Origin of the sequence: Paenibacillus sp. NAIST15-1, from assembly GCF_001894745.1 — a bacterium.
GTDB classification, from domain to species: Bacteria; Bacillota; Bacilli; order Paenibacillales; family Paenibacillaceae; genus Paenibacillus_B; species Paenibacillus_B suaedae.
In genome coordinates this window covers 42782-68451 of sequence record NZ_BBYF01000009.1, presented here as the reverse complement: position 1 = coordinate 68451, position 25670 = coordinate 42782, and the positions used below count along the sequence as shown (strand labels likewise).

Sequence of the window (25670 nt, the reverse complement as noted above, 5' to 3'; positions counted from 1 at the left end):
CTGTGGTAGACTACTGTCACAAAATAAGTAGTCGGCTAAATAAATGAATGGGAGTTTATAGGCAATGGAAGATACGTATTTGGATTCGTTAGAGGTGTTGCTGTCACAGGTTGTGCGGGCATACAACAATGAAATGATGAAGAAGGTGCAGGATGTGGGCATCCATCCTGGGCAGCTGCCAATGCTGTTTCTGCTTAGTGATCAAGATGGGCGGAGCCAGAAGGAATTAGTGGAGAAGGCGAAGATTAAGCCAGCAACAGTTACGGTGATGCTGAATCGTTTGGAGAAAGCGGGGCTCATCGAACGCCGAGCGGATGAGGAGGACTTGCGGGTATCCCGCGTATATTTGCTGCCAAGAGGCAAGGAGGCCGTAGGGCATGTGCAGAAGGCGGTGAAGGAAGTGGAACAGCAATGTTTCCAAGGATTCCGCGAGGAGGAGAAAATCCTGCTGCGTCGTTTCTTGCTGCATATGCATCACAATCTGTCTGCTCATGATGAAGAGGGGTTAGGCGAATAGAATAGAGACCGCTGTTGGCTGCTGAAGGAGTTTTCTACAATAAGCTCCGAGCTACCCCTACTGCAGTTTGTATCATTAGTTGCCAAACTAACGTGAAAGGTGCGCTGTATTCATGAAACAGTTATTTGCTTATATCTTGCCTTATCGAAAAGCGGCTTTATGCGCGATGCTCCTCATGCTCGTTGAGGTCATATGTGATCTGATGCAGCCGACGCTGATGTCCCATATTGTAGACTATGGTGTAGTGAATCGGGATATGGGATATATCGCAAGAACAGGGCTCATGATGGTCGGCATCGCCTTTGTCGGTATTGCGGGTGGAATGGGATGCGTTTATTTTGCGAGTATTGCTTCACAGCATGTTGGCGCAGATATCCGCTTAGCCATGTTCAAGAACATTCAGACCTTTTCCTTCGACAAGTTGGATCAATTCCATACTTCCTCTCTGATTACGCGCTTAACGAATGATGTCGTACAGGTGCAGAACGTCGTGCTGATGATGCTGCGCATGATGACTCGCTTTCCGCTATTGTTCATGGGTGGGATTGCGATGGCGTTCGCGTTGAATGCGCAGATGGCCCTTATATTTGTTGTAACGGTTCCATTGTTGTTCGGGGCACTTATTCTTATTTTCCGCAAAGGTATTCCTCTATTCAAAAACGTCCAAACCAAACTCGATCGATTAAATGGTGTAGTGCGCGAAAATTTAGCAGGCATACGTGTTATAAAAGCATTCGTTCGCTCTTCGTATGAGCAGGAACGGTTTGAGAAGAGGAACGCTGACTTGTCAGAAGTAACGGTGAAGGCTGCTCGAATTATGGCGCTTATGATGCCTGTTATGATGCTGGTTATGAATTTCAGTATTGTAGCTGTTCTATGGTTCGGTGGAATCAAGGTGGACGGCGGCAGTATGCAGGTGGGAGAAGTCATCGCCTTTACGAACTATATGATGCAAATTCTGTTTGCGCTTATGATGGTGGGGATGATGCTTATGATGCTGTCTCGGGCTAAGGTGTCTGCAGACCGAATATCTGAAGTGCTAAATACACAGACGGATATTTCAGATATCGCTGCTGTTCGTAACGTTGGACTGGAAGTGGAGCATGGGTCAGAGCATGCAATGGAACATCTAACAGAACATGAATCAGAACTAGCAACGGATTCAGCGGAGCACACCACAGCTTATTCTAAGGCACATGGCCAGCTTGTCTTCGATCAAGTTTCTTTCAGCTATACAGGTGGAGGAGGGCAGCCTGTCCTGAAGCGGATTTCTTTCACGGCGATGCCAGGGGAGCGGATTGCGATTCTTGGCTCCACCGGTGCAGGCAAATCAACACTGGTGAACTTAATTCCACGATTTTATGATGTAACAGAAGGACATATTCTGCTGGGTGGGACAGATGTTCGGCATATCCCACTGCGCAAGCTGCGGCAGCGGGTTGGTATGGTGCTTCAGGAATCGATCCTGTTCTCCGGGACAATTCGGGATAATATTCGCTGGGGGAATGCAGCAGCTTCCGATCAGGAAGTGCAGGCAGCTGCTGAAGCTGCACAAGCGGCTGAGTTCATTCAGAAGCTGCCAGAAGGTTACGATACGATGATTGGACAACGAGGCGTCAATCTGTCCGGTGGGCAGAAGCAACGCCTGTCCATTGCGCGAGCGTTGTTGAAGCGGCCGTCCATACTTATTCTGGATGACAGTACAAGTGCAGTGGATACAGGTACGGAGGCTCGCATGCAGAAGGCGTTTCGAGAGCAGTTGGAGGGCACGACCTGCCTCATAGTAGCCCAGCGAATCAGTTCCGTGCTGGACGCGGATCGCATCATGGTGCTTGATGACGGATGTGTGGTTGGCATAGGTACCCATGCAGAGCTGCTGGATAGCTGTGAAGTGTATCAGGATATTTATCGTTCCCAAGTCGGAGAGGAGGCGGTCTAGCGTGTCAGAGCAGAATTCCCGTATAGGACGGGAGCAAGAACGCAGTTCCGCTGACCATTCTGTCAAAATGATGGGCCACAAAGGGCCTGGATCAGGGGGCATGCACCTTATGGGCCCTCCTAAGAGGGCTAAGCAATCCAAGGCGACTATCATTCGACTGTGGCAGTATTTGCGTGCGGAACGCATGCCGCTGCTGGGAGTCTTCCTGCTTGTCGTCGCCAGCTCCGTGTGTGCGCTGATTGGTCCTTATTTGATCGGCAAGTCTATTGACAGTCTAGGCATCGACTCAGGGACAACCGACTTCGCCTTGCTCGGATCACTTGTGTCTTGGCTGCTTATTGTGTATGCCCTAGGTGCATTAACCTCATGGATGCACACATATATGATGGCAAGCATCTCGCAGCGAACCGTTCAGGCGATTCGCAAGGATGTGTTCGTCAAGGTGCAGACACTTCCGCTCAAGTTCTTTGATGAGCGGCCGCGCGGAGATGTGATGAGTCGCCTGACCAATGATGTCGAGAATATCAACAACTCTCTGTCACAGAGTACGATTCAGATTTTCACCAGTGTCATAACGGTAACTGGCGCTATCGGCATGATGATTGCACTAAGTCCTGTACTGACATTGATTAGCTTAATTGTCGTACCGCTGGGGCTGTTTGTGACCCGCAGCATAGCGAAGCGAACGCGTCGATTTTTTACGGATCAACAGCGTGAGCTAGGAGAAATGAATGGATATATTGAAGAGATGATTTCAGGTCAGCGGGTCATCAAGGCATTTGGCCGCGAGGAAGAAGCGATTGCTGCGTTTGAGAAGAAGAATATTCAGCTGAGACATGTGGGTATCCACGCACAAGCCTTCTCTGGCTTCGTTCCTCCTCTCATGAATGCGATTAACAATATTAGCTTCGCATTAGTTGCGGCGGTTGGCGGCTATATGGCGGTTCAAGGCGTCATTACGATTGGAATTATTACGGCATTTCTTAATTATTCGAAACAATTTGCTCGTCCGATTAACGAATTGGCAAATCAATATAACATGCTGCAGGCAGCGATTGCTGGCGCAGAGCGTATTTTTGAAATCATGGATGAGCAGCCGGAGTATGCTGATCAACAGACAATATTGCCATTAGAAGGCATGAAGGGGGAAGTTGTCTTCCAAGATGTATCCTTCGGATATAAGCCGGATGTGCCGGTGCTGAAGGAGGTTATGCTAACTGCACAACCCGGTCAGACAATAGCACTTGTTGGTCCAACTGGGTCTGGTAAGACAACGGTCGTGAACTTGCTCATGCGCTTCTATGATGTTGATCAAGGCTCAATCCTTATTGATGGGCAAGATATTAGAGACATGGACAAGGAGGAGCTGCGTACCTCGATTGGCATGGTGCTGCAGGATACCTATTTGTTTGCCGGAACGGTTAGGGACAATATTCGTTATGGAAGATTAGAGGCAACGGATGAAGAGGTGGAGCAGGCTGCCAGACTTGCCAATGCACATTCGTTTATCGTGCGCCTACCTGATGGATATGACGCTGTGCTTACGGAAAACGGAAGCAACCTGAGTCAAGGGCAGCGTCAGCTGCTGACGATTGCGCGGGCTATCTTGGCGGATCCAGCCATCCTTATATTGGATGAAGCGACGAGCAGTATTGATACGAGAACAGAGATGCATATTCAGAAGGCGCTTCAGACCTTGATGAAGGGACGTACGAGCTTCGTTATCGCTCATCGGTTAAGCACGATTCGAGAGGCAGATCAAATTCTCGTTATCGAGCAAGGTCGTATTATCGAGCGTGGAACCCATGCAGAATTGCTGAAGCGGGAAGGGTTCTACTATCGATTGTATACGAACCCCCTTATTCAGGAAGTATCCTGATGCCAGTGATATCGAATGTATGACAGCAAATGAAAACTAATGTGAGTTATGGAAGAAAGGTTGGCAAATACAGTACAGATAGTGAAGATAGCTTAATCATTTGGGAGAGCTTCCTGATCCATCCAGGAGGCTCTTGTTTGTATACATATATTATGGAAAATCGATTCGTCTATCTTTGGTAGCAGGTTGATCAAGGGCTCTAAGGATGTTACGATCATACTTCCGAATCCATGCGAGGTGTGCGTAATGAGCAAGGTTCAAGATAAAGAAGAGGTGAGAAAGGTATGTTTACACATAGATTTGCACCCTATCAATATACAGGGTGGGGATCAGCAGCCCAACTGCTGTCCGAAGTGGAGCGTCACGCACCGAAGCGGATATTGTGCGTGACGAGCAAGTCGGTATTTCGCAACGGTACGGTGGAGCGTGTACTTCAGCCGCTTCGTGAGGTAGGCTATGATATTGATATCTATACGGATACGATGCCGGAGCCGCCGCTTGCGGCAGGAGAGGCACTCGTTCGCTATACACGTGAAGGTAAGTTCGATCTTGTCATTGGCTTAGGCGGGGGAAGTGCGCTGGATTTGGCTAAGCTTGCGGCAGTTCTATCGCAGCATGAGGGAGCAGTTGCGGATTATTTGAATTTGAGCGGGACTCGTCCATTATCTGTACGCGGCCTGCCGAAGATTCTAATCCCGACGACATCAGGCACAGGTTCGGAAGTAACGGATATATCCGTGCTGTCATTGGAGACAACCAAGGACGTTGTTGCTCATGATTACTTGCTGGCTGATGCGGCGATTATTGATCCAGAACTCACCGTGAGTGTACCACCGAGAGTCACTGCAGCATCGGGCATGGATGCATTAACCCATGCAATCGAGGCTTATGTATCTGTACATGCAAGTCCGACAACGGATGGGGTGGCGCTGCATGCAATTCGCTTAATTAGCCGTTCGCTCGTTCGGGCGGTGAAGGATGGAACGAACAAGGAAGCACGGACTGAAATGAGCTATGGCAGCTATTTGGCTGGCCTCGCCTTCTTCAACGCGGGCGTGGGCGGTGTTCATGCGCTTGCTTATCCGCTCGGGGGACAATTCCATTTATCGCATGGCGAGTCCAATGCAGTTCTGCTGCCGTATGTGATGAATTATATTCGTGGTGCCTGTATGACGCGTCTTCGCCATATCGCAGAGGCAATGGGCGCGGATGTTCGTGAATTGTCCGATGCAGAGGCGTCCTGCCTTGCCATTGAGCGGATGAAGCAGTTGATCGAAGAAACGGGAATCCCGCAGACGTTGGATGCCTTCGAGATCCCTCGTGACGCACTGGAGTCACTTGTACAGGACGGCATACAGCAAAGGCGACTTCTTGCGCGCAGTCCTCTGCTGTTGACAGAAGATGATATTCGTCGTGTGTATCTGTCTGCCTTCGAAGGTGTGCTGGCCGAGGCGGCGCCGCTTCAACAGAACCATGATTCGTAGGTAATTCATATTGGAATCTATAGGGTCTGCTTGGGAAGCTCTCGCATATTGCGGGGGCTGCGCAAGCAGGCCTTTTTGCGATGTGCTCTTGCGATGCACTTTTGTAATGTACTTTGGCTGCCTTTATTTCCGTTGTGAGGAACGTGCATGTACGCAACAGGCTGGACGTGTATAATAAAGATGATATGTTTACCAGGAATGGACACTAACTATTCTCAAGATGGAACACGACCGGATACAGGGGGAGAGGGCATGACGATGAAGCGAATCGTAGATGTTGCAGCGCAATTGGGCATTCCGCAAGAAGATGTAGAGCAGTACGGGAAGTACAAGGCTAAGCTTGGACAAGATGTATGGAATCGCGTAGCCGATCGGCCGAACGGGAAGCTCATTCTCGTAACAGCAATGAATCCTACACCGGCTGGTGAAGGGAAGACATTGACGACGATTGGATTGACCCAAGGTCTGAATCGAGTTGGACATAAGGCAGTTGCGGCATTGCGGGAGCCTTCGCTTGGCCCTTGCATGGGAATGAAGGGCGGCGCCACGGGAAGCGGCAAGGCGCAGCTCGTGCCGGCAGAGGATATTAACTTGCATTTTACCGGTGACATTCACGCGGTGTCATCTGCACATAGTGTGCTTGCGGCATTGTTAGATAACCATATCCATCAAGGGAACGCTCTGCGTATACACCCTTCCCGAATCATATGGAAGCGGGCGGTCGATATGAATGATCGTGCCCTTAGAAGTATTGTCGTAGGTCTTGGAGATGGCAATGGCGTTGTTCGTGAGGATGGATTCATGATTACAACTGCCTCAGAAGTTATGGCGGTTCTATGTCTGGCGGAAGATATGGATGATCTGCGCAGTCGCCTAGGACGCATTGTAGTGGCATTCAACGAAGAGGATGAGCCAGTTACCGCTGCGGACTTGAATGCAGTTGAAGCGATGTGTGCATTGCTCAAGGATGCCATTCATCCGAATCTGGTGCAAACAGGCGAAGGGGATCCAGTGCTGGTGCATGGTGGCCCGTTTGCGAATATTGCGCACGGCTGCAGCAGTGTTCGTGCTACTCGCCTCGCGTTGAAGCTGGCAGATTATGTAGTAACGGAAGCGGGCTTCGGCGCTGATCTTGGTGCGGAGAAATTCATGGATATTAAGTGCCGCCAGACAGGCTTGTTCCCGTCGGCAGCCGTGTTGGTCGTTACGGTGAAGGCAATGAAATATAACGGTGGCGTATCCAAGCAGGAGCTGGCCAGCGAAAATGTGGCGGCGGTTCGTGCTGGCTTCGTGAACGTACAGCGTCATATTGAAAATATAAAGCAGTTCGGCGTGCCTCTGGTTGTCGCTGTGAATCGATTCGCGACAGATTCGCCTGCTGAGCTGGATGCGGTTATCGAATTGTGCACACAATCGGGAGTGCGCGCGATCCTGTCTGAGGCATGGGAGAATGGTGGCGAAGGATGCCGCGCATTGGCGCAGTATGTTGCCGAATTGGCCGATTCTTCTGATGCCGAATCGCAATTCCAGTTGCTGTACCCGGATGAGTACTCCATTGAGGAGAAGATTGAAGACGTCGTTACGCGTATATATCGCGGGGCAGGTGTACATTATCAGCCTGCGGCGAAGCGGGCTCTGCGCAAGCTGGAGCAGCTTGGAGCAAGCCGCCTGCCTGTATGCATGGCGAAGACGCCATATTCCTTCTCCGATCGAGCAGGCCTGCTTGGCGCACCAGAGGCGTTCACCGTTGAAGTGAAGGATGTTCGTTTATCTGCTGGAGCTGGATTTGTCGTGGTGCACACGGGGCAAGTGCTTACAATGCCGGGAATGCCGGCACGGCCTGCTGCTGAACGCATCCATGTGGACGCAAATGGGTCTATTTCGGGATTGAGCTAGGTTGGATGGGAACGAACCTGTGCATGTTCTCCTCTATTTATAGGAGAAGGTAAATGGAGATAATTATTGTAGGAATCGTATTGAGCTCTCTTTCGTGAAGGGATATGATGGAGATAGGTTCAAGAAAGGGATGAACGTATATGGCGATAGCTGAGATTACTGTAATTCCAGTCGGCACAGGCTCTACAAGTTTGAGCAGTTACGTGGCGGGAATGCAGAAGGCGCTGGAGAGTGTTGAGGGCATCACCTATGAGCTAACTGCGATGGGAACCATTATTGAGGGGCCATTGGATCGATTGCTCGCAGCGGTGCAGGCACTTCATGAAAGTCCATTCGAGGCAGGAGCACAGCGAGTGTCAACTGTGTTAAAAATCGATGACCGCAGAGACAAGCCGTCCTCGGTTGCTCAGAAACTGCAGTCCGTACGAGAGAAGCTGCAGGACTGATAGGCAAATCGTTCAAATAGAGATAAGAACAACACCCGGTAGGTAAGCGGATTTCGCTTCTTTACCGGGTGTTTGTGTGTAAATGGGAATGGAGCCTTCTTGTTATTGTCACTGCTCCTCGTTCTCTACCATGTGCAGTACATTAATGGTCTCTTTTGCATCAGTGGCAATGTCTGTAATGATACCGTCAGCTCCAAGGGTATAGAATCGTTCTACACTCTCTGTATCATTGACCGTCCAGACGTAAATGGGCTTGCCGCTCATTTTCGCTGAACGAATGAGTCTTGGCCGGGCAAATGATTCTTCGACAACGAAGAAATCTGCTTCGAAGCGATTAAGCGGAGCGAAGGTGGCGAATATGACATACCCGACCGTCAGATCCGGTGCTGCCTTCTTCACCTTCTGAACCAGTTCGTAATCTAGGCTTTGTACAATAATTTGTTGTTCAGCCTTATGTTTGCGTATCGTGTCGACGAAGGTAGAGACCAAGTTCTTCTCATGACCATGTGTCTTGAGTTCCACGTTGAGCTTGATTTTCCCTCTCGTTCGCTCGAGTACCTCGTCGAGGGAGGGCACGAAGTCACGGAACTCCCCTGCGCGCAGCGGAATTTGCTGCAACTGAGCGAGTGTAAGATCGAACACATTCACATTTTTGCCGGATAACCGCTTCAAGTTCTCATCATGGATAACTGCCAGCTTGCCATCCTTCGTCTGAAGAATGTCAAGCTCGATATAGTCAGCCCCTGTTCGAATGGCGCCTTCGAAGGCACCCATTGTATTTTCCACACCGGCAGTCACATCGCCGCGATGAGCCATGATGATGAATTTATCATTAGCCTCTCCCCAATCGGTCAATAAGGTCGTTGCTCCCCAGCCGATGGCGATAAGAATAAGAAGTCCGAATGTCGCCAGTGCAGGGCGGTAACGCCGCACAAGTGAACGCTGCATGTCGCGACCTTCCCAGACAGTGGCATCGACTCCATCTGTATCAAGGTTCACCTGGTCTTGGCCTTGGTATCGCACATAGAGCAGTGTAATGACGGTAATAAACAATGGTGTCATAACTAGCGTTGCAATATACAGGCCTAGGCTGAGTGTGATGCCGAGCGTAATAGCTATGGCAGCCCCTTCGCTATCTACATCAGGAAGCAGAAGTCCAACCAGGATGAGAATACAGATCAGGAGAATGAATAGGAGTAAGAAGATAATGACCCATTCAATCACGGCTCTAACTAATGACCACTTGCTGCGCCAGAACAATCGGCCGCTCTCGCGGACAGCATTCCAAAATTGATTCTTGCCTTCCAATACCATAATCGGCAGGGCATAAATGCAAATCAAATTGAGAATAAGAACGACCAGCGCGACAATGACTAGGACGATGGTTCCGATACTGGTCTTCATTAACTCGCCGGTAATAAAGTTCGGTATCGCAACGCTTGGCAGCAGTGATCCTCCAATACCAGCATCAAGCAGTGGGAACAACAGCAGCAAATAAAGAGCCAGACCGAATATCCCGATGCGCCATAAGCCTGGCAAGCGAGAGATGGCTTTGAACAACACAGGCCTAATTCGTGCGCGCTTCTTTTGAATACCGTAATAGGCAATATAGACGAGAGCAGCAAATTCCGTGTAAATGAGCATCATGGCAATGGGGGCCATGAGCAGCAGGCTGATCAGGCCGTATCTGCTGAACACGAAGCGGAGCAGATCGTGATTCGCGGCCGCATTGAAGCCCCCGACATCTAGTATTTTGTTGAAAAGTATCGATAGAAGCGGGATGAATACGCCAATCGTCAGTAGTTTGTAAACCAATTCAAATAGAAGAAAAGGACGGTGAGCATATTTCCACACCCCTATAATATCCCTTGTCATTCGAAAAGGAATGAATCGGGAACGGCGCTTATTGGTACGCTTAGCATTCATGATTTATGTTTTCCTTTTGTGTCAGTATCGTGCTACACGTTACATTATAGACCATGATCCCATTCTTACCAACAAGACAAGACGGCTGAATAAGGGAGCGCAGGCGGTTAGAAAAATATAGTTGATAGTGTATGTGGAAAGAATATACTCAATTCATGAAAATGGTTTTTATGTGTCCAATATACAGAATCAGCCCTCTCGTGCTTCCGACTGGAAGTGGAGAGGGCTGAACTTATGTTGAAGGGTAAGGATATATTTGACCTTTAGCGCTTGGAATGGATTATACCCAACCTCTTGCACGCATAGCTTCTGTAACGCGTTGAAGTGAAATCATGAAGGCTGCTGTACGAAGATCTGTAGCGTATTCTTTTGCCAGATCACGAACGGCATTATACGATTTCACCATGTTCACTTGGAGCTTCTCCAGAACTTCTTCTTCGCTCCAGTAGTAGTTCATCAGGTTTTGTACCCACTCGAAGTAGGATACGGTAACACCGCCGGCATTTGCCAAGATGTCAGGAATAACAATCGTTCCGTTCTTGTTCAGGATTGCGTCCGCTTCAGGAGTTGTAGGTCCGTTTGCTGCTTCCGCAATGATGCGTGCTTTGACGCGTGGAGCGTTTTCCTGTGTAATGACATTTTCCAATGCTGCCGGGATCAAGATATCTACATCCAGCTCAAGCAGCTGCTCGTTGCTGATATGGTAGCTTGCGCCGTAATCGAGGATCGTTGCTTCGTCCTTCAACTGCTCTACACGATCCAGATCAAGACCGTCTGCATCATAGATACCGCCACGGGAATCGCTGACTGCCACTACTGTTGCACCGAGGTCTGTGAGCAGGCGAGCTGCAATACGTCCAGCGTTACCGAACCCTTGAACGGCTACCTTTGCGTTCTCCATCGGAAGTTTAATGTCTTCCAATGCAGATTGGATTGCATATACACAACCTTGAGCAGTCGCTGCGTTCCGTCCAAGGGAACCACCGATGATGATTGGCTTGCCTGTAATAACGCCTGGCGAGTTGTGTCCACGCAAGCGGCTGTATGTGTCCATCATCCAACCCATAATTTGAGGTGTTGTATATACGTCTGGAGCTGGAATATCGCGCTCTGGTCCTACGATGTCAGCAATTGCCTCCATGAATGCGCGGCTGAGACGCTCAAGCTCGCCTTTGCTGAGTGTGCGTGGGTCCACGATAACGCCGCCCTTGCCGCCGCCGTATGGCAAGCCAACAACACCACACTTGAATGTCATCCACATGGAGAGTGCTTTAACTTCGTCAAGTGTTACATCCGGATGGAAGCGAATGCCGCCCTTTGTTGGTCCTACTGCATCGTTATGCTGCGAGCGATAGCCTTCGAAGATACGAATTGAGCCGTCGTCCATTCGAACTGGGAAGTTTACGGAAAGAACACGCTTTGGTCTCTTCAGTAATTCGGTGACATGCTCGGGCAATTGCAATTTAGCTGCAGCTGCATCAATTTGCTTCTTAACGATTTCGTATGGGTTAAGTACTTCTGTTTGTTCGCGTTGTATGGTTTCCATGGGATTACACCTAACCTCTCTGCAATATAGGAACACTTTTCACACATTATACTGACAATGTGCGCTTTTTGAAATACGATTTGTCGCAAAAACGCCCACATCCGTAAAAGAAGATTTTACACAGGGTGATAAATTTTATTACATTAATATAATCTTTTATGGCCATAAAACCTTTTTATAGAAAAATTTTAACAATTTGAAGTGGCTGGTATGTATTTCAAGAGAGGACATTTTTCGCGCTCTATACGGGCGTATTTCAAATAAATATGATAATAACTAGGGGATTGTGCTTGGGGTGTCATCGGAAAATGTCTATATGAAGAGGACAGGCTATAAGGTGCTTAAAAGTTACGTTGGTTAATTAAACCATATTATGATGGGTTCGATCCGCCAAAATAGGATTGGATAATGGAAGTGGTACAAATTTGTGATTGTTCGTCTTTTGGATAAATTACGTGGTTTCGGATAAAAAAGGAGATGCCTGCTCGTCTGATTATTTCCGATCCGACGAAGAGGCACCCCATAAATGTATAAAAACGAGGATAGAGACCAAGGTTTACGCTTTACGATACATGTTCAGTAGTGGGAAACGAGCCAATGTACTTGGCATCGGGACGGTAGATGACATTGTCTTTCGCCTGTTCGATCATATGGGAGGTCCAGCCGACGGTACGGCTTGCCGAGAAGGTTGGTGTGAACAACTCACTAGGCAAGCCAATTGCACGCATAATGGCAGCTGCATAAAATTCGACGTTCGCATACAGCTTGCGCCCAGGCTTATATTCAGCGAGCAGTCGTACAGCAGTATCCTCGACAAACTGAGCCAAATCGAGCCAATGGTCACTTTCCTCCATCTGCGCAATGCGCATTTTCAATGCTTCTGCTCTTGGATCGCGTGTTCGATATATACGGTGACCGAAGCCCATTAACAGACTACGATTCTCCAACTGTTCACGCAGCCAGTCTTCCGCTCGATCAGCCGTACCGATCGCCTCCAGCATTTCCGTTACACCTGAAGGAGCACCGCCATGAAGCTGCCCCTTCATCGCCCCAAGCGCCCCCGTCAAAGCGGATACCATATCCGACTCTGTGGATGTGATAACGCGAGCGGTGAAGGTGGAAGCGTTCAGTCCATGCTCCATGGTAAGGATCATGTACGTTTCCAACGCGCTGGCATGGATATCGGTCGGAACCTCACCTGTCAGCAAATATAGATAATGGGCTGCATGGCCTAGAGATTCGTTACTCGGTATCGAGTCCCATATAGGCAGCCCTTGTTGCTTGCGATACAAGTTCGCGATGATAGCAGGCATCATCGCTGTTAACGCCATCGCTTGTTCGATGTGTGGAGCCCCTTCGTATACGGTCGTTCCTAGTACAGAGACTGCGGTGCGCAGCTGGCTCATCAAGTTCATGTCTGAAGGAAGCTGGTTCAAGCAATGGATGACAGGCTCAGGCAGCTGTCTGCAGCGCACCCAGGCCGCTTTGAAGGATTGCAATTCTGCTAAGCTCGGCAGTGTGCCGTACCAGAGTAGGTAAGCAACCTCCTCGAAGGAATGCCGAATGGCAAGTTCTTTAGCATCATATCCGCGATAAAGCAATATACCGACACTGCCGTCAATGAAGCTCAATTCGGTTTCTGCTGCAACAACACCTTTTAACCCCTTGTCAACCATCATTTCCCTCCTCCTTTAATATGTATTATTATATACATGGTCTTTGATTAAAAATATTGAAACGTTTTTATTGATTTAATAGGGAATCATAATCAATAAGGAGCCGATGACGATGGATTTGAAATGGATACAAACATTTGTGCACGCTGCTGCGCATGAGAATTTCCGTCGCACTTCGGAGGAATTGTTCATTTCGCAGCCGACGGTAACGATCCAGATCAAGCAGTTGGAGCAATACTTGGGCTCGCCTTTATTTAAACGAGTAGGACGCAGAGTAGAATTGACCGAGGAAGGACGGCGATTCCTTCCGCACGCGAAACATCTGTTGTCCGTTCACGAGGAAGGTCTGCAGGAGCTGCATCGCTTCAAACAGGGCTATACCCGCAGATTGAATCTGGCGGTATCGCCGCTTGTAGCGGCATATCTCATCCCACATGTCTTGAATCGCTATGTGCATGCTAATCCTGATGTAGAGGTTCAAGTTCAGGTGTTGGAATCGAAGCAAATTGCCGATGCGGTGCTGCAGGATCAGGTGGATCTAGGGTTATCTCGAATGTGGGCAAGTGATGCGCGGCTCACCTGTGATATATTGGGGGAGGACGAGGTGGTGCTTGTTGCGCCGCATGATGGGCATGATGCAGAGACTGCTTCTCCGCTCCAGCTCGGAGATTTGCTGGCGAATCATATGCTGCTCACTTATAATCATCCTGAATATTGGGAGCCGCTTATGCAGGAGCTGCAGACGAGGTATCGATACATTCGCACAATGCTTGTTACCCAAGTTCATGTAACGAAGCGGTTCATTGAAGAAGGGCTTGGCATTTCGTTCTTGCCTGAGATTACGATTCGCCGTGAACGTACGGAAGGAAGATTGCTTCAGGTGGATTGCTCGGAATTGATGCTGCCTACCGCAAGAACGTATGCGGTTATGAAGCACAATGTTACTGAAGGGCAGCGTTTTCTGGAATTTTTCCGTGGATTCATGTAAACAGGAGAGCAGGCTGCTAGTGATTGCCGTTGAACCGGGACGGTATTTAACGGTATGCTAGTGCCAACAATGTTGATAGTGGAAGCAGGAGGGTAATGGGTGTGACAAATATATTAATTGTCGACGATGATAAAGAGATCGCTGGCTTAATCGATATTTACTTGAAAAATGAAGGATATTGCACGCATAAGGCATACGATGGTGTGGAAGCATTGGACATCCTTCAGCATGAACCTATCGAACTGGTCATTCTCGATGTGATGATGCCGAGACTGGATGGGCTTGCGGTATGCCGCAAAATTCGGGAGAACCAAGCGACGCCAGTTATGATGCTGAGCGCAAAGTCGGAAGATATGGATAAGATCATGGGCCTTATGACAGGTGCGGATGATTATATGACGAAGCCGTTCAATCCATTGGAGCTGGTAGCACGTGTGAAATCGCTGCTCCGTCGTGCTTACTTATTGAACTCGCAGCTTCAGTCTCAAGCGCAGCCTGTGGATGTCATTCGCATTCAAACGATGGATATTAATAAGTCGACCCATTCGGTGAAGGTGGATGGACAAGCAGTACATTTAACGAGTGTGGAATTCGATATTCTCTACTTAATGGCGAGCAACCCAGGAAGAGTATTCAGTGCGGAAGAGCTGTACGAACGAGTATGGAAAGAGAACTTCAATGGATCGCACAATACGGTGGCGGTTCATATCAGCAAGCTGCGGGACAAGCTGGAATCAAGCGGTGGCAAACTCATTCAGACCGTATGGGGAGTAGGGTATAAGATTGAAGACACCATGGTATAGTAGCCTTCGATGGAAGATGCTGTTCACCTTCGTGCTGAGCATTATATTGGCATTGATAACAGCCTACCTCATGCTCGGTCTAGCTATGGTTATGTACAGTTACTTGCAAATTGATCTGCTTAATGTCTTGTTTCGGGCATTGGAGCGAATGTTCGGAATCGTTCCGCCGCTCATTGTCGTTGGGTTGGCGCTGTTCGTCGGTATCTATTTCTTACTGAATCGCAAATTAATCAAAAATATGGAGCAAATTACAGCAACGGTTCAGCGTATGGCGGATGGCAATCTGGATGCCCGCTGCACCGTCTCCACGGATGATGAAATTGGCAAGCTTGCGGATAACATTAATCGTATGGCCGAACAGATTAAGCTGTCGCTGGAAGAGGAGCGCCTTGCCGAACGTACCAAAAATGAACTGGTTACAAGCGTATCACATGATCTTCGCACACCGCTTACCTCCATCATGGGGTATTTAGGGTTGGTTGAGCAGGATCGATATAGGGATGAAGTAGAGCTGCGGCATTATACGAATATTGCTTATGAGAAGGCTCAGCGCCTGAACGTCATGATTAACGACTTGTTCGAATATACCCGCATGAATGGTGGGATGACGCTGCATACGAAGCCGCTCAATATTGTGGAAATGGCAGGTCAGCTGTGTGTACACTATCGTTATCCGATGGAGCAGGAGGGACTGACCATCTCGATGCACAGCGATGAGGATCAGTACTGGATCGAGGCGGATCCAGATAAGCTGGTGCGTGTATTCGACAACCTGCTTACCAACGCGATGCGCTATGCGCCGCGTGGATCTGCAGTGGGAATATTCCTCCGCAAGCGGGGGACTCGAATTATGATCTCTGTGCATAATAGCGGTGAGCCTATACCGGCTCATGATCTGCCGCATATTTTTGATCGATTTTACCGTGTGGAGAAATCAAGATCGGAGCATTCGGGTGGTTCTGGGCTGGGTCTTGCGATATCCAAGACGATTGTAGAGCTGCATGGGGGAACAATTGAAGCGATAAGCAATCAGGAAGGCACTTACTTTGTCGTTGAGATTCCAAGCTCCGTGCCTCCATTGTATGAATAAGAACCGAAGGCAGGTGAGCCTTCGGTTCTTGTTCTACTTATGCTTCGTTATGGCAGTTGTCGTTATTGCTGGAGTACTTCGACATATGGGAGTCGCCCGATCCGTGACGTGGTGATACATCCCTGTTCATATTTCCCATACGAGATTCACTCATTCGGGATTCACTCATACGAGAATCATTCATATGGGAATCACTCATATGGGATTGTTCCATATGGTGTTGTTGCATGTCGTGAGCTGATGCTGTGCCGGATTCTGTCTCTCCCGCACCTGCGAGTCCCTCGTATACGGTATTGCCAAGCAAGAGGCTTCCTCCCAAGATGAGAACAGCGGCTAAGATGTTGCGTTTCATAAGGTATACCTCCTCGATATGTTACATATTTCACAATCATATGTCTATTATACCTGTTCGAGCTGATTAATCCCCCCTACTAAGGTCTAGAATTAATAGATTTGTACATAGGGTATAAATTCCACATAACCTTTATACCGTCTTCTTCATATTTTCTTCATCTTTCATTCACTTTTCTTCATTTCTGCTTAGCACATTATTAAGTCCATTCGGTTATCCTGATATCTATCACGGGAAGACATGCGAATGCATGATAACAGGATAAGGGTGGATAATCGTGAGATTGAATAGGAAAAGATGGCTGTTCGCAGGCTGCATCGCCGCTGCTGGTATTTGGTTCATACTGCAACCTTACTCAGGACAAATCAAACAAAAGATATATAAAGTAGTGTCTAATAGCGTGCACACTGTAACTGGGCAGAATGTATTTGCTTCAGGAAGCCTGGATGCCCAGGCAGCGATCGTCATCAATCAAGATTCAGGTGAAGTTCTATACGGGATGAATACTGATGATCGGCTCGCACCGGCCAGCACGACCAAAGTAATGACCGCGCTCCTCGCCATCGAGATGGCAGACATGAAGGAACAGGTGACTGTAGGGCAGGAGGTGCTGCTTGCCAAGCCGGGGGAGAGCTCGGCAGGGCTGCGCTTCGGGCAGCAATTGTCGTGGAAAGACTTGCTGGAAGCGATGATGCTTCCATCCGGGAACGATGCGGCGAGAACGGTTGCCGTTCAATTGGGACGTCAGGTACGCGCCGATGCATCCTTGGATACGGAAGAGGCGATCCGCGTGTTCGTTCAATGCATGAATGATCGGGCAGAGGAGCTCGGCCTTCGCAACACGCACTTTATGAATCCGCATGGATTGCACGATGCGAACCATTATAGTTCAGCACATGACTTGGCTGTTATTGCGAAGGAAGCGATGAAGAGCAAAGTGTTCCGCGCTATTGTGGGCCAAACCACTGCTGATGTGAAGCTCGTGTCCGCGGATATGGAGAAGATTATGAAGTCGTATACGAATCGGAACCGGCTGCTGCAACAGGAGAGCGAATATTATTATGAAGGATCAACAGGCATTAAGACAGGATTCACCGATGAAGCCGGATACTGTCTAGTCTCCGCTGCAGAGCGCAATGATCACCGAATGATTACAGTTGTTCTGCATTCCGGTTCGAATAGCGTTTGGACAGATGCGAGAGAATTGCTCGATTATGGCTTTGAACAATATGCAGGATGAATATAGGAATCTCGTAAACAGGAGTGGAATCGAAAATGACAATGGTAGAAGTGAGAAACTTAAGTAAGACCTATGAAGGAAAGGTAGCCTATCAGGCATTGTCCAATATAAATCTAGGTATTGAGCAGGGCGAATTCGTAGGTATCATGGGGCCATCTGGAAGCGGGAAGACCACTTTAATGAATATGATTGCAACCATTGATGCGCCTTCATCTGGCCAAGTGTTGATTCATGGCAATAATCCCTTCCAATTAACTCAGGAGAAGCTGGCTCTATTCCGCCGGCGCGAGCTCGGATTCGTATTCCAATCCTTTAATCTATTAAATACGCTGACTGTTAAGGAAAATATCGTACTTCCCTTAACACTGGACGGGGTAGAAGTGGAGGAATTGCACCGCAAGGCGAATGCGCTGGCAGAGAGGCTTGGCATTACTGCATTGCTGAACAAGCGAATTTACGAGATTTCTGGAGGGCAAGCACAGCGCGCAGCTATTGCACGCGCCATTATTCACCAGCCGAAGCTGCTGCTGGCGGATGAGCCGACTGGAAACCTGGATTCGAAGTCATCGCGAGCTGTGATGGATACGATGTATCAGCTGAACAAGGAGGAGGGGACAACGATGCTGCTTGTTACGCATGATGCGATGGCGGCAAGCTATTGTGATCGCGTTGTCTTCATTAAGGATGGTCAGCTGCATCATGAAATTACTCGCAGAGGCAGTCAGTCCATGTTTATGCGCAGCATAATGGACGTGCTGTCCGTGATGGGAGGCAATCCGAATGACGTTCTCACAACTAGCTATTCATAATATCACTCGCAACAAGCGCATGTACGCTGCTCATTTCTGGAGCAGTACCTTCTCGGTACTGATGTTCTTCACCTATTCTTTGCTCTTGTTCCATCCCGATTTGAACGGCAAGATTCGATCTTCCAGTGAGACACTAAGCGAACTCGGGATGATGGGACTACGTGTGTCGCAGGTTCTGCTGATCGTGTTTTCTTTCTTCTTCATCTTATATTCGGTAGGCTCATTTCTTAAGACACGGAACAAGGAATTTGGCATTCTCATCATACATGGAATGTCTCCTAAGCAATTTCGCAAGCTGGTGTTCATGGAAAATATGCTGATTGGCTGCGCCTCCATTGTGGCAGGCGTATTGCTGGGTGTCATTTTCTCGAAATTGATCCTCTCCGGGATATCTGAACTTCTGGCGATTGATAAAGGCTTAACGTTTTATGTACCATTGAAGGCGATAGGGACAACGTTTATCGCATTCTTGATCCTCTTCCTGCTGATATCGATCGTGACTACTCGGATGGTAAGGGTGCATCAACTCATTAATCTTCTCAAGGGATCGGACAAGCCGAAGCCTGAACCTAAGGCGTCGATAGGACTGTCGGTGCTAGCCGTCTTGCTCGTCGGAGCGGGCTATGCGACGGTGTTTTCCTTTGCAACAGGCATCACGTATTCGTTCCTTGTACTCCTGTCAGGGGTGGTGCTGACTGTAGTCGGAACGTATTTTCTGTTCACGCAATTCGCGGTATTTGCACTGCGAATGTTGAAGCGGAGCGAGCGGCTGTATTTCAAGAAGACGAATCTCTTGACGCTCTCTGAACTGGGATATCGGTTGAAGGATAATTCACGCTTGTTCTTTATCGTTGCTGTAATCTCGGCGGTTGCATTTACTGCGATTGGTACGTGTACGGCAATCGGCAATCAAGGGTTAGCGGAGATGACGAACCCGTTTGCATTTACGTATTATTCGTATCAAGGAAATAAGCAGGAACAGGCCGATGTAAGTTTGATTAAACAAAAACTGGAACAATCACAATTGCCTTATCGAGTTGGCGCAGCTACCTTGAAATTTGCAGGTAATGATGTCACGGTTATGAAGTTGTCCGATTATAACAAGCTGGCGATAGCCCTTGGATATGAGCAAGAAGCGATTACTGCTGATAATGAAGCATTCCTTGTGCCGACTTCAGTCATGGGGGAGCGAGTATATAGTAAAGAAGGCTTCGAAGAAGTTGTCCAACTGATAGAAGACACTACTCGATTTGCCTTTCAAATTATGAAAGCTGTACCCCATCAAGTGCTGCCGCAGGATTATGGGATCATTCGGCTTGTTGTGGTAACGGATGATGCTTATGAGCAGATACCTGATCGGGATGAGTCAGGCCAGGGATCCTATACGGTATATGGATTTGCGGTAGAGCATTGGAGTAAGCTTGGGGATACAACAGAACAGCTAATGAAGCAACTGAACACAGATCAAGAAGGAGAACAGAGCGAATCCATGAAGTTTCAGTTCAGAGCGCTGTACCCACAGTGGGTAGCGGCCAAGCAGGCAAATGGATTGCTGCTGCTCGTGAGCGTACTCATTGGTGTGGTGTTCTTCACCTTTGCCGCAAGCTTCTTATACTTCCGATTATATACGGATCGCAGTCGGGATCAGCAGCAGACCGAGATGCTGTCCAAGATGGGGTTGACTCGCAAGGAACTGAATCGCGTCGTGACACGACAGCTGCTGGTTATGTTCTTTTTGCCGCTTTTCATCGCAATCTTGCATAGTGGGGTTGCATTTGCAGCGCTGCAGCAGTTGGTTCACTTCTCTGTGGGGGAAAGTACAATCAAAGTGCTCGTTAGCTTCACAGTTGTTCAAATTATTTACTTCTTCGTCATTCGATGGCGCTACGTGCAGCAATTGCGCAGTGCGATGGTGTAAGACTGTACATTTTAAATAATCGTAGACTTCCTTATTGCACATTATTGCACAAAACCCCCTCGCGCTGGCCGCTTATTGCGATCAGATGCAAGGGGGTTTTGATCATAGGTATAGGGGTTGCAAAGAAAGGAAGAGCCCTGTAAGTCGGTGCTGCTCCCCAGCAGTCTTTGCTTACAGTATATCTTACTTCACGCGAGAATTGTTCTTCACGAATTCAATAATCTCATCAACATAACCGAATGCAAGAGCAGTAACCGTGTCAGCTGCGCCATAGTAAATCGCGATGCGTCCTGTTGCTGCGTCCACAAGCGATGCGCAAGGGAATGCTACGTTAGGAACGTCGCCTACGCACTCGTACAATGTGGAAGGCTGCAGCAAGTATGGTTCGCTGCGGTATTTTACTTTCCAAGGCTCATCCAGGTCGAGGATCGCTGCGCCGAATGCGTATACGAATCCGTTACAGGAGTTCAGGACGCCATGATAGATCATGAGCCAGCCTTCGCTTGTTTCGATTGGAATTGGACCTGCGCCAACTTTCTTGCTCTGCCAGCCGCCCATTGGAGCCATTACGTGACGGTGACGACCCCAGAATTCCATATCAGGGCTCTCACTGTAGAAGATGTCGCCGAATGGTGTATGGCCTGTATCGGACGGACGGCTCACCATTGCATAGTTGCCGTTAATTTTGCGCGGGAACATAACTCCGTTGCGGTTGTAAGGCAAGAATGCATTTTCGAGCTGATGGAATGTCTTAAAATCATATGTGTATGCCACGCCGATTGTTGGGCCGTGGTAGATGTTGCACCAAGTTACATAGTAGCGGTCTTCGATCCAGCATACGCGTGGGTCGTAGCCTTCGATGAAATTGCCGATTTCCGGATCGTCACATTCAAATGTAAGCGGCTCATGGTTGATGTCCCAGTTAATGCCGTCTTTACTGAAGCCAGCATGCAAGCGCATGTAGCGATTGCGATCGTCGCAGCGGAATACGCCAGCGAATCCGCCTTCGAACGGAACAACAGCACTATTGAAGATACTGTTCGAGTTAGGCAGCAAATCGCGTGGAATTACTGGGTTCTGGCTGTAGCGCCACAATACGTCGCGATGTCCTTCAGGACGTTCTTCCCAAGGCATGTTCGGAATATCTGGACCGATGATCTTAATTTGGCTCATGATGCAAACCTCGCTTTGCGTAGTAAGTATGAAACCTGTGCTGTTCAAGTGCAGGTGACAGATGTTGAGACCAAAAGAATAGGTGAGAGCCTTGTTCTTTATTGATGTCGTGTGCAATGTCAACTGAACTTGTAACACAGCATGTGTCAATTGTCTCTCGAAACGCAATGACAGCGTTTCCGAATAACTAAAGAGTAAAACACTAAGGTTACAATGTCAAGTAAATATTGTGCATTTACTGTGCAAATAATGTGCAAAAACGTGTTATATATCGAATGTAGATGTGCAAATGTAAACTATATCAGACTGTGTACTGAATCGCGCCATTCTACCTCCACGCCGATGCGAATAAGCTCCTTCGGACGATGCGGGTGGTCAATGCGCCATACGATCTGTTCTCCGGCGCGCATGCCGAGCTCTTCCTTCGGTACATGTACAGTCGTGATGGCGGGATGAACAAGCAGCGATTCGGCGATGTTGTCGAATCCGGTAATGGAGATATCCTCTGGTACGCGCATGCCGCTTGCCTTCACAATTTGCATGAAGTCGACAGCAATATTGTCATTCACACATACGAAGGCCGTTGGCTTATCCTCCATCCGGGAATAGGCTGCGGACAGTTCCTCTTCATTGAAATAATGACGCTTCATGGAGTTAATGATGCACCAAGATTCATTGACGCTCAGCCTTGCCTCAGACAGCGCACGATTGAAGCCTTCCCACCGTTCGCGGTAGCTGAGGCAGGAGCCGATATCCCCTACAAAGCCGATCTTCTTATGTCCACGTGCAATCAATTGTTGCGTTAGGGCATATACGCTATGGGCATTGTCTACGAGCATAATATCGCTGCCCAGCATGCCGAAGTTGAAGTCCGCATACGTATCGATGAACATCGAGGCAATGCCTGAACGTTCGATTAGTTCATAGTACTCCCTCAAGAAGGGGCCGATCATAATAACGCCAGCAGGCCGCTGCTGCACGAATAGAGAAGGCAGCTTCTGTTCGCGCTCTTCTTCCATATCAATAATCGTCATCGCCAGGGAGTAGCCAGCTTCCTTCAAGGTTGTATTCAGTCCTTTGATGAAGCTAGACCAATAGTGGTTGCCCATATAATCCGAATGAGTAAGCAGGGACACGATACGATTGGTCGAGCTGATTCCTTCCGCCGCTTCGAATTGATGGAATTTGGTATAACCGAGCTCGACGGCCTTCTTCATGATGCGGCGTTTCGTGTCATCGCGCATGTCAGGATCGTTGTTCAACGCCTTCGATACGGTATTGCGGGACAAGTTCAGCGCGTCGGCAATATGTTGTTGAGTTACTTTGGATTGTGACATCTATAAATCGCTCCGATTACGAATGGATTGTGTCTAAATTAACGTTGTTACAAGTATATAGGAGGTTTACATTTATGACAAATGTAAAGTTGCAGTCGTGAGGATGATTGGATAGCGGCATAGACTGCAACCAAACTGGCAAAATGTGAGTATATATTCATATATAATTGGGTCGTTGGAACGAATTTTGAGATGGGGAGTTGGCATTATAACTGATCGTTTTTACAATGAGAAAGAGAAGTGAGATTTCAGAAAATAACCTTCTGTTTTCATATTTTTTGAAAAATGATTTATATAATCATTTCCTTACCTGTGACCGATAACAAATTATATAAATATTTACATACATAAAGGAGTTACAGGGAGATGCACATTTCGGTGGAAAGCGAACAACAATTGCAGATGTATCGATCCATTTGGACTACGGTCTGGCAAGAGAAGGGCTTCGAGTTGGAGCCGTCCGCGCGCCCGTTGGATCAAGTCATTGTCTTTAATGAAGAAGGTATGGCTGTAGGCACATTCGAGTTGACGCTATACAGAGAGAGGTCATGTAAGCTTGAAGAAGTTGCGCCATTTGCTGAACAACCGGAGGTGATGGATGCCCCAGAACAAGTGGCTGAAGTGGATAAGGTAGCTTTGCTGAAGGATCATCGCGGTCATAATATAGACAGACTGCTCTCTTCACTCGTTCACTACTCGCGCAAGCATGGTATTATGCATTTAGCTTGTTTGTTGGAGCCTGTGTTCGCACGTGCGCTGCGTGTATCATTCCATATTCCGATGCGCAAGGTTGGGAAGAAGACATTCTACAAGGGAGATGATGTCATCCCTACCCTTATCCATGCCGGGGAAGTCTGGCAAAATCCCGCCAAGTTCGATTGGTTAATTCCAGAACAGGAACAAGTCGAAGAATACTCAACTCCTGCCAGATGTTAGCCGATATAATAAGGTATTGAGGTTAACGTAAGCGGATTTTAAGCTGTTAACTGCGATCATTTTGAATACATAGAAAGTTGGTAGATTACGTGGATGAACTAACGATTCTTGACAGACGTAACCGCCTGTTTGTCAAGATCATATGGACAATGCTTGCCATTGGAATCATCGGCGATTTGGCTGCAGGTATTGTCGGTACAATGCTTTATGTGCTGATTGGATCCGGTGCAGTTGCCTGTGGACTAGCAACTTTCCTTACATACAAGCGCATTGGTGTGAAGTATGTCATGTATCTGATTCCGGTATTTTTTTGCTCTCTGGTTCTGATGCTAATGAAGTCGGATCCGAATCCGATTTTTAGCACGTACTTATTGTTCTATGTCGCAATCACTGCAATGACCTTATATCAAAATTATCGCCCTATCGTGTTCACCGGGGTTCTCAGCATGCTGATGACTGTATATGTGTTCTATGATCCTTTCCTGCATGAGAAGCTGTTCGCGCGGGAACCGCTTATGTATCTGCTGATGTATTTGCTCTTCGTTACGATCGCGCTCAGCGCTTCTGCTGTGTTCAGTCAGAACTTGCAGCGGCAAGTGGCAGAACGGGGATCGGAAGCGCTGAAATCGAAGGAGCAGGCGATAGAATTGCTTGGACAAATTCAATCTTCGGTTACGATGCTTAATGAATTCAGTCATGAGCAGAAGCTGCGTGCAGAATCGACAGGAACGATCTCGCGTGAAGTTACAGAGACATTCGCGCAAATATCGACAGGCTTCGAACAGCAGACGATTAGCCTGCAGCATATCGGAAGCTCTGTGGAATCCGTGGAGCGCTCCGTAAGTCACGTTGCGAACGGGACGAATCAATTGGAGCAGGTCGCATCAATTACACTGCAATTGGCCGAGCAGGGCAGTGGTCAGATTGACACCCTTGTCGGTGAGATTGACCGTGTGAAGCGTACAGTGGAACAGACTGTGCAAGTGATGGACGCACTGAATGCGCAGACGGAGCAGGTCGGCGATATTGTCAGTACCATTAGTGATATTTCCGCACAGACGAACTTGCTGTCCTTGAATGCGGCGATTGAAGCTGCGCGAGCAGGCGAGCATGGCAAGGGCTTCGCAGTAGTGTCGGGAGAGGTTCGCAAGCTGGCTGACCATGCGAAGAAAGCGACTGAGGATATTGCAACCATATTGGAAACGATACGAACTCAGATCAGTGCCGCAGCAGAGCAGGTACAACGTGGACAATCTGCCGTCGTATCCAGTGTAGAGGCTACGGGGCAAGTAGAGCAGATTATGCGTACGATTACGGATAACACCGACCAGGTGAACCGTCAGTCGGAAGCGATGCATGAAGCCGTTCGCGACCTTCAGACACAGTACTCCAATATGGCACACGGTGTTGTGACGATTACGAACAGCACGGAGGAGCATATGGCTTCTGTAGAAGAAGTATTGGCGAATATGGAGCAGCAGCATATGGATATTCAGGTGCTTGTTGATGGATACAGCCGATTAGACAAGCATGTCAGTGATTTGAAGCGTCTGTCCGAAGAAGAATAAATAGATGAAAAAAAGGGCCTATCAGAGAGTACAATCTGATAGGCCCTTTCTGTATGATTAAGGGAAAGCAGGTAGGTATAATCTTCCGCCCAGATTGATGGAGGTCAGGTATGGAGAGGGGAATGCAAGTATGTGGATGAAGCATCG

The 25670-nt window shown here is 48.3% G+C and carries 20 protein-coding genes; 14 read left to right on the top strand and 6 right to left on the bottom strand.

Annotation, left to right across the window (positions count from 1 at the left end; all coding sequences use genetic code 11):
• The first annotated feature begins 64 nt into the window (after nt 1-64).
• The 6 genes from PBN151_RS18720 to PBN151_RS18695 all read left to right on the top strand — a co-directional run bounded on the left by PBN151_RS18720 (nt 65) and on the right by PBN151_RS18695 (nt 8161).
• Entirely contained in the window at nt 65-517 is a 453-nt protein-coding gene (locus PBN151_RS18720; protein ID WP_072730233.1) for a MarR family winged helix-turn-helix transcriptional regulator, read from the top strand.
• A 112-nt stretch (nt 518-629) separates the two neighbouring features.
• Nucleotides 630-2456, top strand: coding sequence for an ABC transporter ATP-binding protein (locus PBN151_RS18715; protein WP_072730232.1), 1827 nt, complete (start codon nt 630-632; stop codon nt 2454-2456).
• Between the two features lie 67 nt (nt 2457-2523).
• Complete coding sequence (locus tag PBN151_RS18710) at nt 2524-4335, top strand: ABC transporter ATP-binding protein (protein ID WP_370510437.1); 1812 nt, start codon at nt 2524-2526, stop codon at nt 4333-4335.
• Nucleotides 4336-4619: 284 nt separating this feature from the next.
• Nucleotides 4620-5819, top strand: a complete 1200-nt coding sequence (locus PBN151_RS18705) for an iron-containing alcohol dehydrogenase (protein ID WP_072730231.1) — start codon at nt 4620-4622, stop codon at nt 5817-5819.
• A 258-nt stretch (nt 5820-6077) separates the two neighbouring features.
• Nucleotides 6078-7715 (top strand): formate--tetrahydrofolate ligase, encoded by a 1638-nt coding sequence (locus tag PBN151_RS18700; protein WP_072730321.1) that lies wholly within the window; start codon nt 6078-6080, stop codon nt 7713-7715.
• A gap of 140 nt (nt 7716-7855) precedes the next feature.
• Complete coding sequence (locus tag PBN151_RS18695) at nt 7856-8161, top strand: MTH1187 family thiamine-binding protein (protein ID WP_021255730.1); 306 nt, start codon at nt 7856-7858, stop codon at nt 8159-8161.
• Between the two features lie 108 nt (nt 8162-8269).
• On the opposite strand, the gene PBN151_RS18690 is transcribed toward PBN151_RS18695, so the two are convergent.
• From PBN151_RS18690 to PBN151_RS18680, 3 genes are all read right to left on the bottom strand, one after another.
• Nucleotides 8270-10087, bottom strand: a complete 1818-nt coding sequence (locus tag PBN151_RS18690) for a glycerophosphodiester phosphodiesterase (protein WP_072730230.1) — start codon at nt 10085-10087, stop codon at nt 8270-8272.
• Between the two features lie 280 nt (nt 10088-10367).
• A complete protein-coding gene (locus PBN151_RS18685) occupies nt 10368-11633 on the bottom strand; it encodes a Glu/Leu/Phe/Val family dehydrogenase (RefSeq protein ID WP_072730229.1) in 1266 nt (421 codons plus the stop codon).
• 563 nt (nt 11634-12196) lie between these two features.
• A complete protein-coding gene (locus PBN151_RS18680) occupies nt 12197-13309 on the bottom strand; it encodes a citrate synthase/methylcitrate synthase (protein WP_083545215.1) in 1113 nt (370 codons plus the stop codon).
• Nucleotides 13310-13421: 112 nt separating this feature from the next.
• Here PBN151_RS18680 and PBN151_RS18675 point away from each other — a divergent pair, with 112 nt between their 5' ends.
• The 3 genes from PBN151_RS18675 to PBN151_RS18665 all read left to right on the top strand — a co-directional run bounded on the left by PBN151_RS18675 (nt 13422) and on the right by PBN151_RS18665 (nt 16190).
• The gene (locus tag PBN151_RS18675; RefSeq protein WP_072730227.1) at nt 13422-14297 is read left to right on the top strand and encodes a LysR family transcriptional regulator; all 876 of its coding nucleotides are present in this window, start codon (nt 13422-13424) and stop codon (nt 14295-14297) included.
• A 95-nt stretch (nt 14298-14392) separates the two neighbouring features.
• The gene (locus tag PBN151_RS18670; protein WP_036667607.1) at nt 14393-15100 is read left to right on the top strand and encodes a response regulator transcription factor; all 708 of its coding nucleotides are present in this window, start codon (nt 14393-14395) and stop codon (nt 15098-15100) included.
• A gap of 31 nt (nt 15101-15131) precedes the next feature.
• Nucleotides 15132-16190 (top strand): sensor histidine kinase, encoded by a 1059-nt coding sequence (locus tag PBN151_RS18665; protein WP_227774848.1) that lies wholly within the window; start codon nt 15132-15134, stop codon nt 16188-16190.
• Between the two features lie 37 nt (nt 16191-16227).
• On the opposite strand, the gene PBN151_RS18660 is transcribed toward PBN151_RS18665, so the two are convergent.
• Nucleotides 16228-16542, bottom strand: a complete 315-nt coding sequence (locus tag PBN151_RS18660; protein ID WP_072730225.1) for a hypothetical protein — start codon at nt 16540-16542, stop codon at nt 16228-16230.
• A gap of 277 nt (nt 16543-16819) precedes the next feature.
• Here PBN151_RS18660 and PBN151_RS18655 point away from each other — a divergent pair, with 277 nt between their 5' ends.
• Genes PBN151_RS18655 through PBN151_RS18645 form a run of 3 tightly spaced genes read left to right on the top strand, consistent with a single transcriptional unit; the run spans nt 16820 to nt 20509 of the window.
• Nucleotides 16820-17782, top strand: a complete 963-nt coding sequence (locus PBN151_RS18655) for a D-alanyl-D-alanine carboxypeptidase family protein (RefSeq protein ID WP_072730224.1) — start codon at nt 16820-16822, stop codon at nt 17780-17782.
• A gap of 35 nt (nt 17783-17817) precedes the next feature.
• Nucleotides 17818-18591 carry an ABC transporter ATP-binding protein gene (locus tag PBN151_RS18650; protein ID WP_072730223.1) on the top strand — a complete coding sequence of 258 codons (774 nt, stop codon included), beginning with the start codon at nt 17818-17820 and terminating at the stop codon, nt 18589-18591.
• Nucleotides 18563-20509: an ABC transporter permease gene (locus tag PBN151_RS18645; protein WP_072730222.1), complete on the top strand. Its 1947-nt coding sequence runs from the start codon at nt 18563-18565 to the stop codon at nt 20507-20509. Before PBN151_RS18650 ends, PBN151_RS18645 begins: the two co-directional genes overlap by 29 nt.
• Nucleotides 20510-20692: 183 nt before the next feature.
• On the opposite strand, the gene PBN151_RS18640 is transcribed toward PBN151_RS18645, so the two are convergent.
• Together PBN151_RS18640 and PBN151_RS18635 are read right to left on the bottom strand one after the other, a co-directional pair.
• Nucleotides 20693-21682, bottom strand: a complete 990-nt coding sequence (locus PBN151_RS18640) for a glycoside hydrolase family 130 protein (protein WP_021256311.1) — start codon at nt 21680-21682, stop codon at nt 20693-20695.
• Between the two features lie 296 nt (nt 21683-21978).
• Nucleotides 21979-23019 (bottom strand): LacI family DNA-binding transcriptional regulator, encoded by a 1041-nt coding sequence (locus PBN151_RS18635; protein ID WP_072730221.1) that lies wholly within the window; start codon nt 23017-23019, stop codon nt 21979-21981.
• A 378-nt stretch (nt 23020-23397) separates the two neighbouring features.
• On the opposite strand from PBN151_RS18635, the gene PBN151_RS18630 reads away from it, so the two are divergent.
• Nucleotides 23398-23955 (top strand): hypothetical protein, encoded by a 558-nt coding sequence (locus tag PBN151_RS18630; protein WP_227774846.1) that lies wholly within the window; start codon nt 23398-23400, stop codon nt 23953-23955.
• An 89-nt stretch (nt 23956-24044) separates the two neighbouring features.
• Nucleotides 24045-25523 carry a methyl-accepting chemotaxis protein gene (locus tag PBN151_RS18625; RefSeq protein WP_072730219.1) on the top strand — a complete coding sequence of 493 codons (1479 nt, stop codon included), beginning with the start codon at nt 24045-24047 and terminating at the stop codon, nt 25521-25523.
• Nucleotides 25524-25670: the final 147 nt, after the last annotated feature.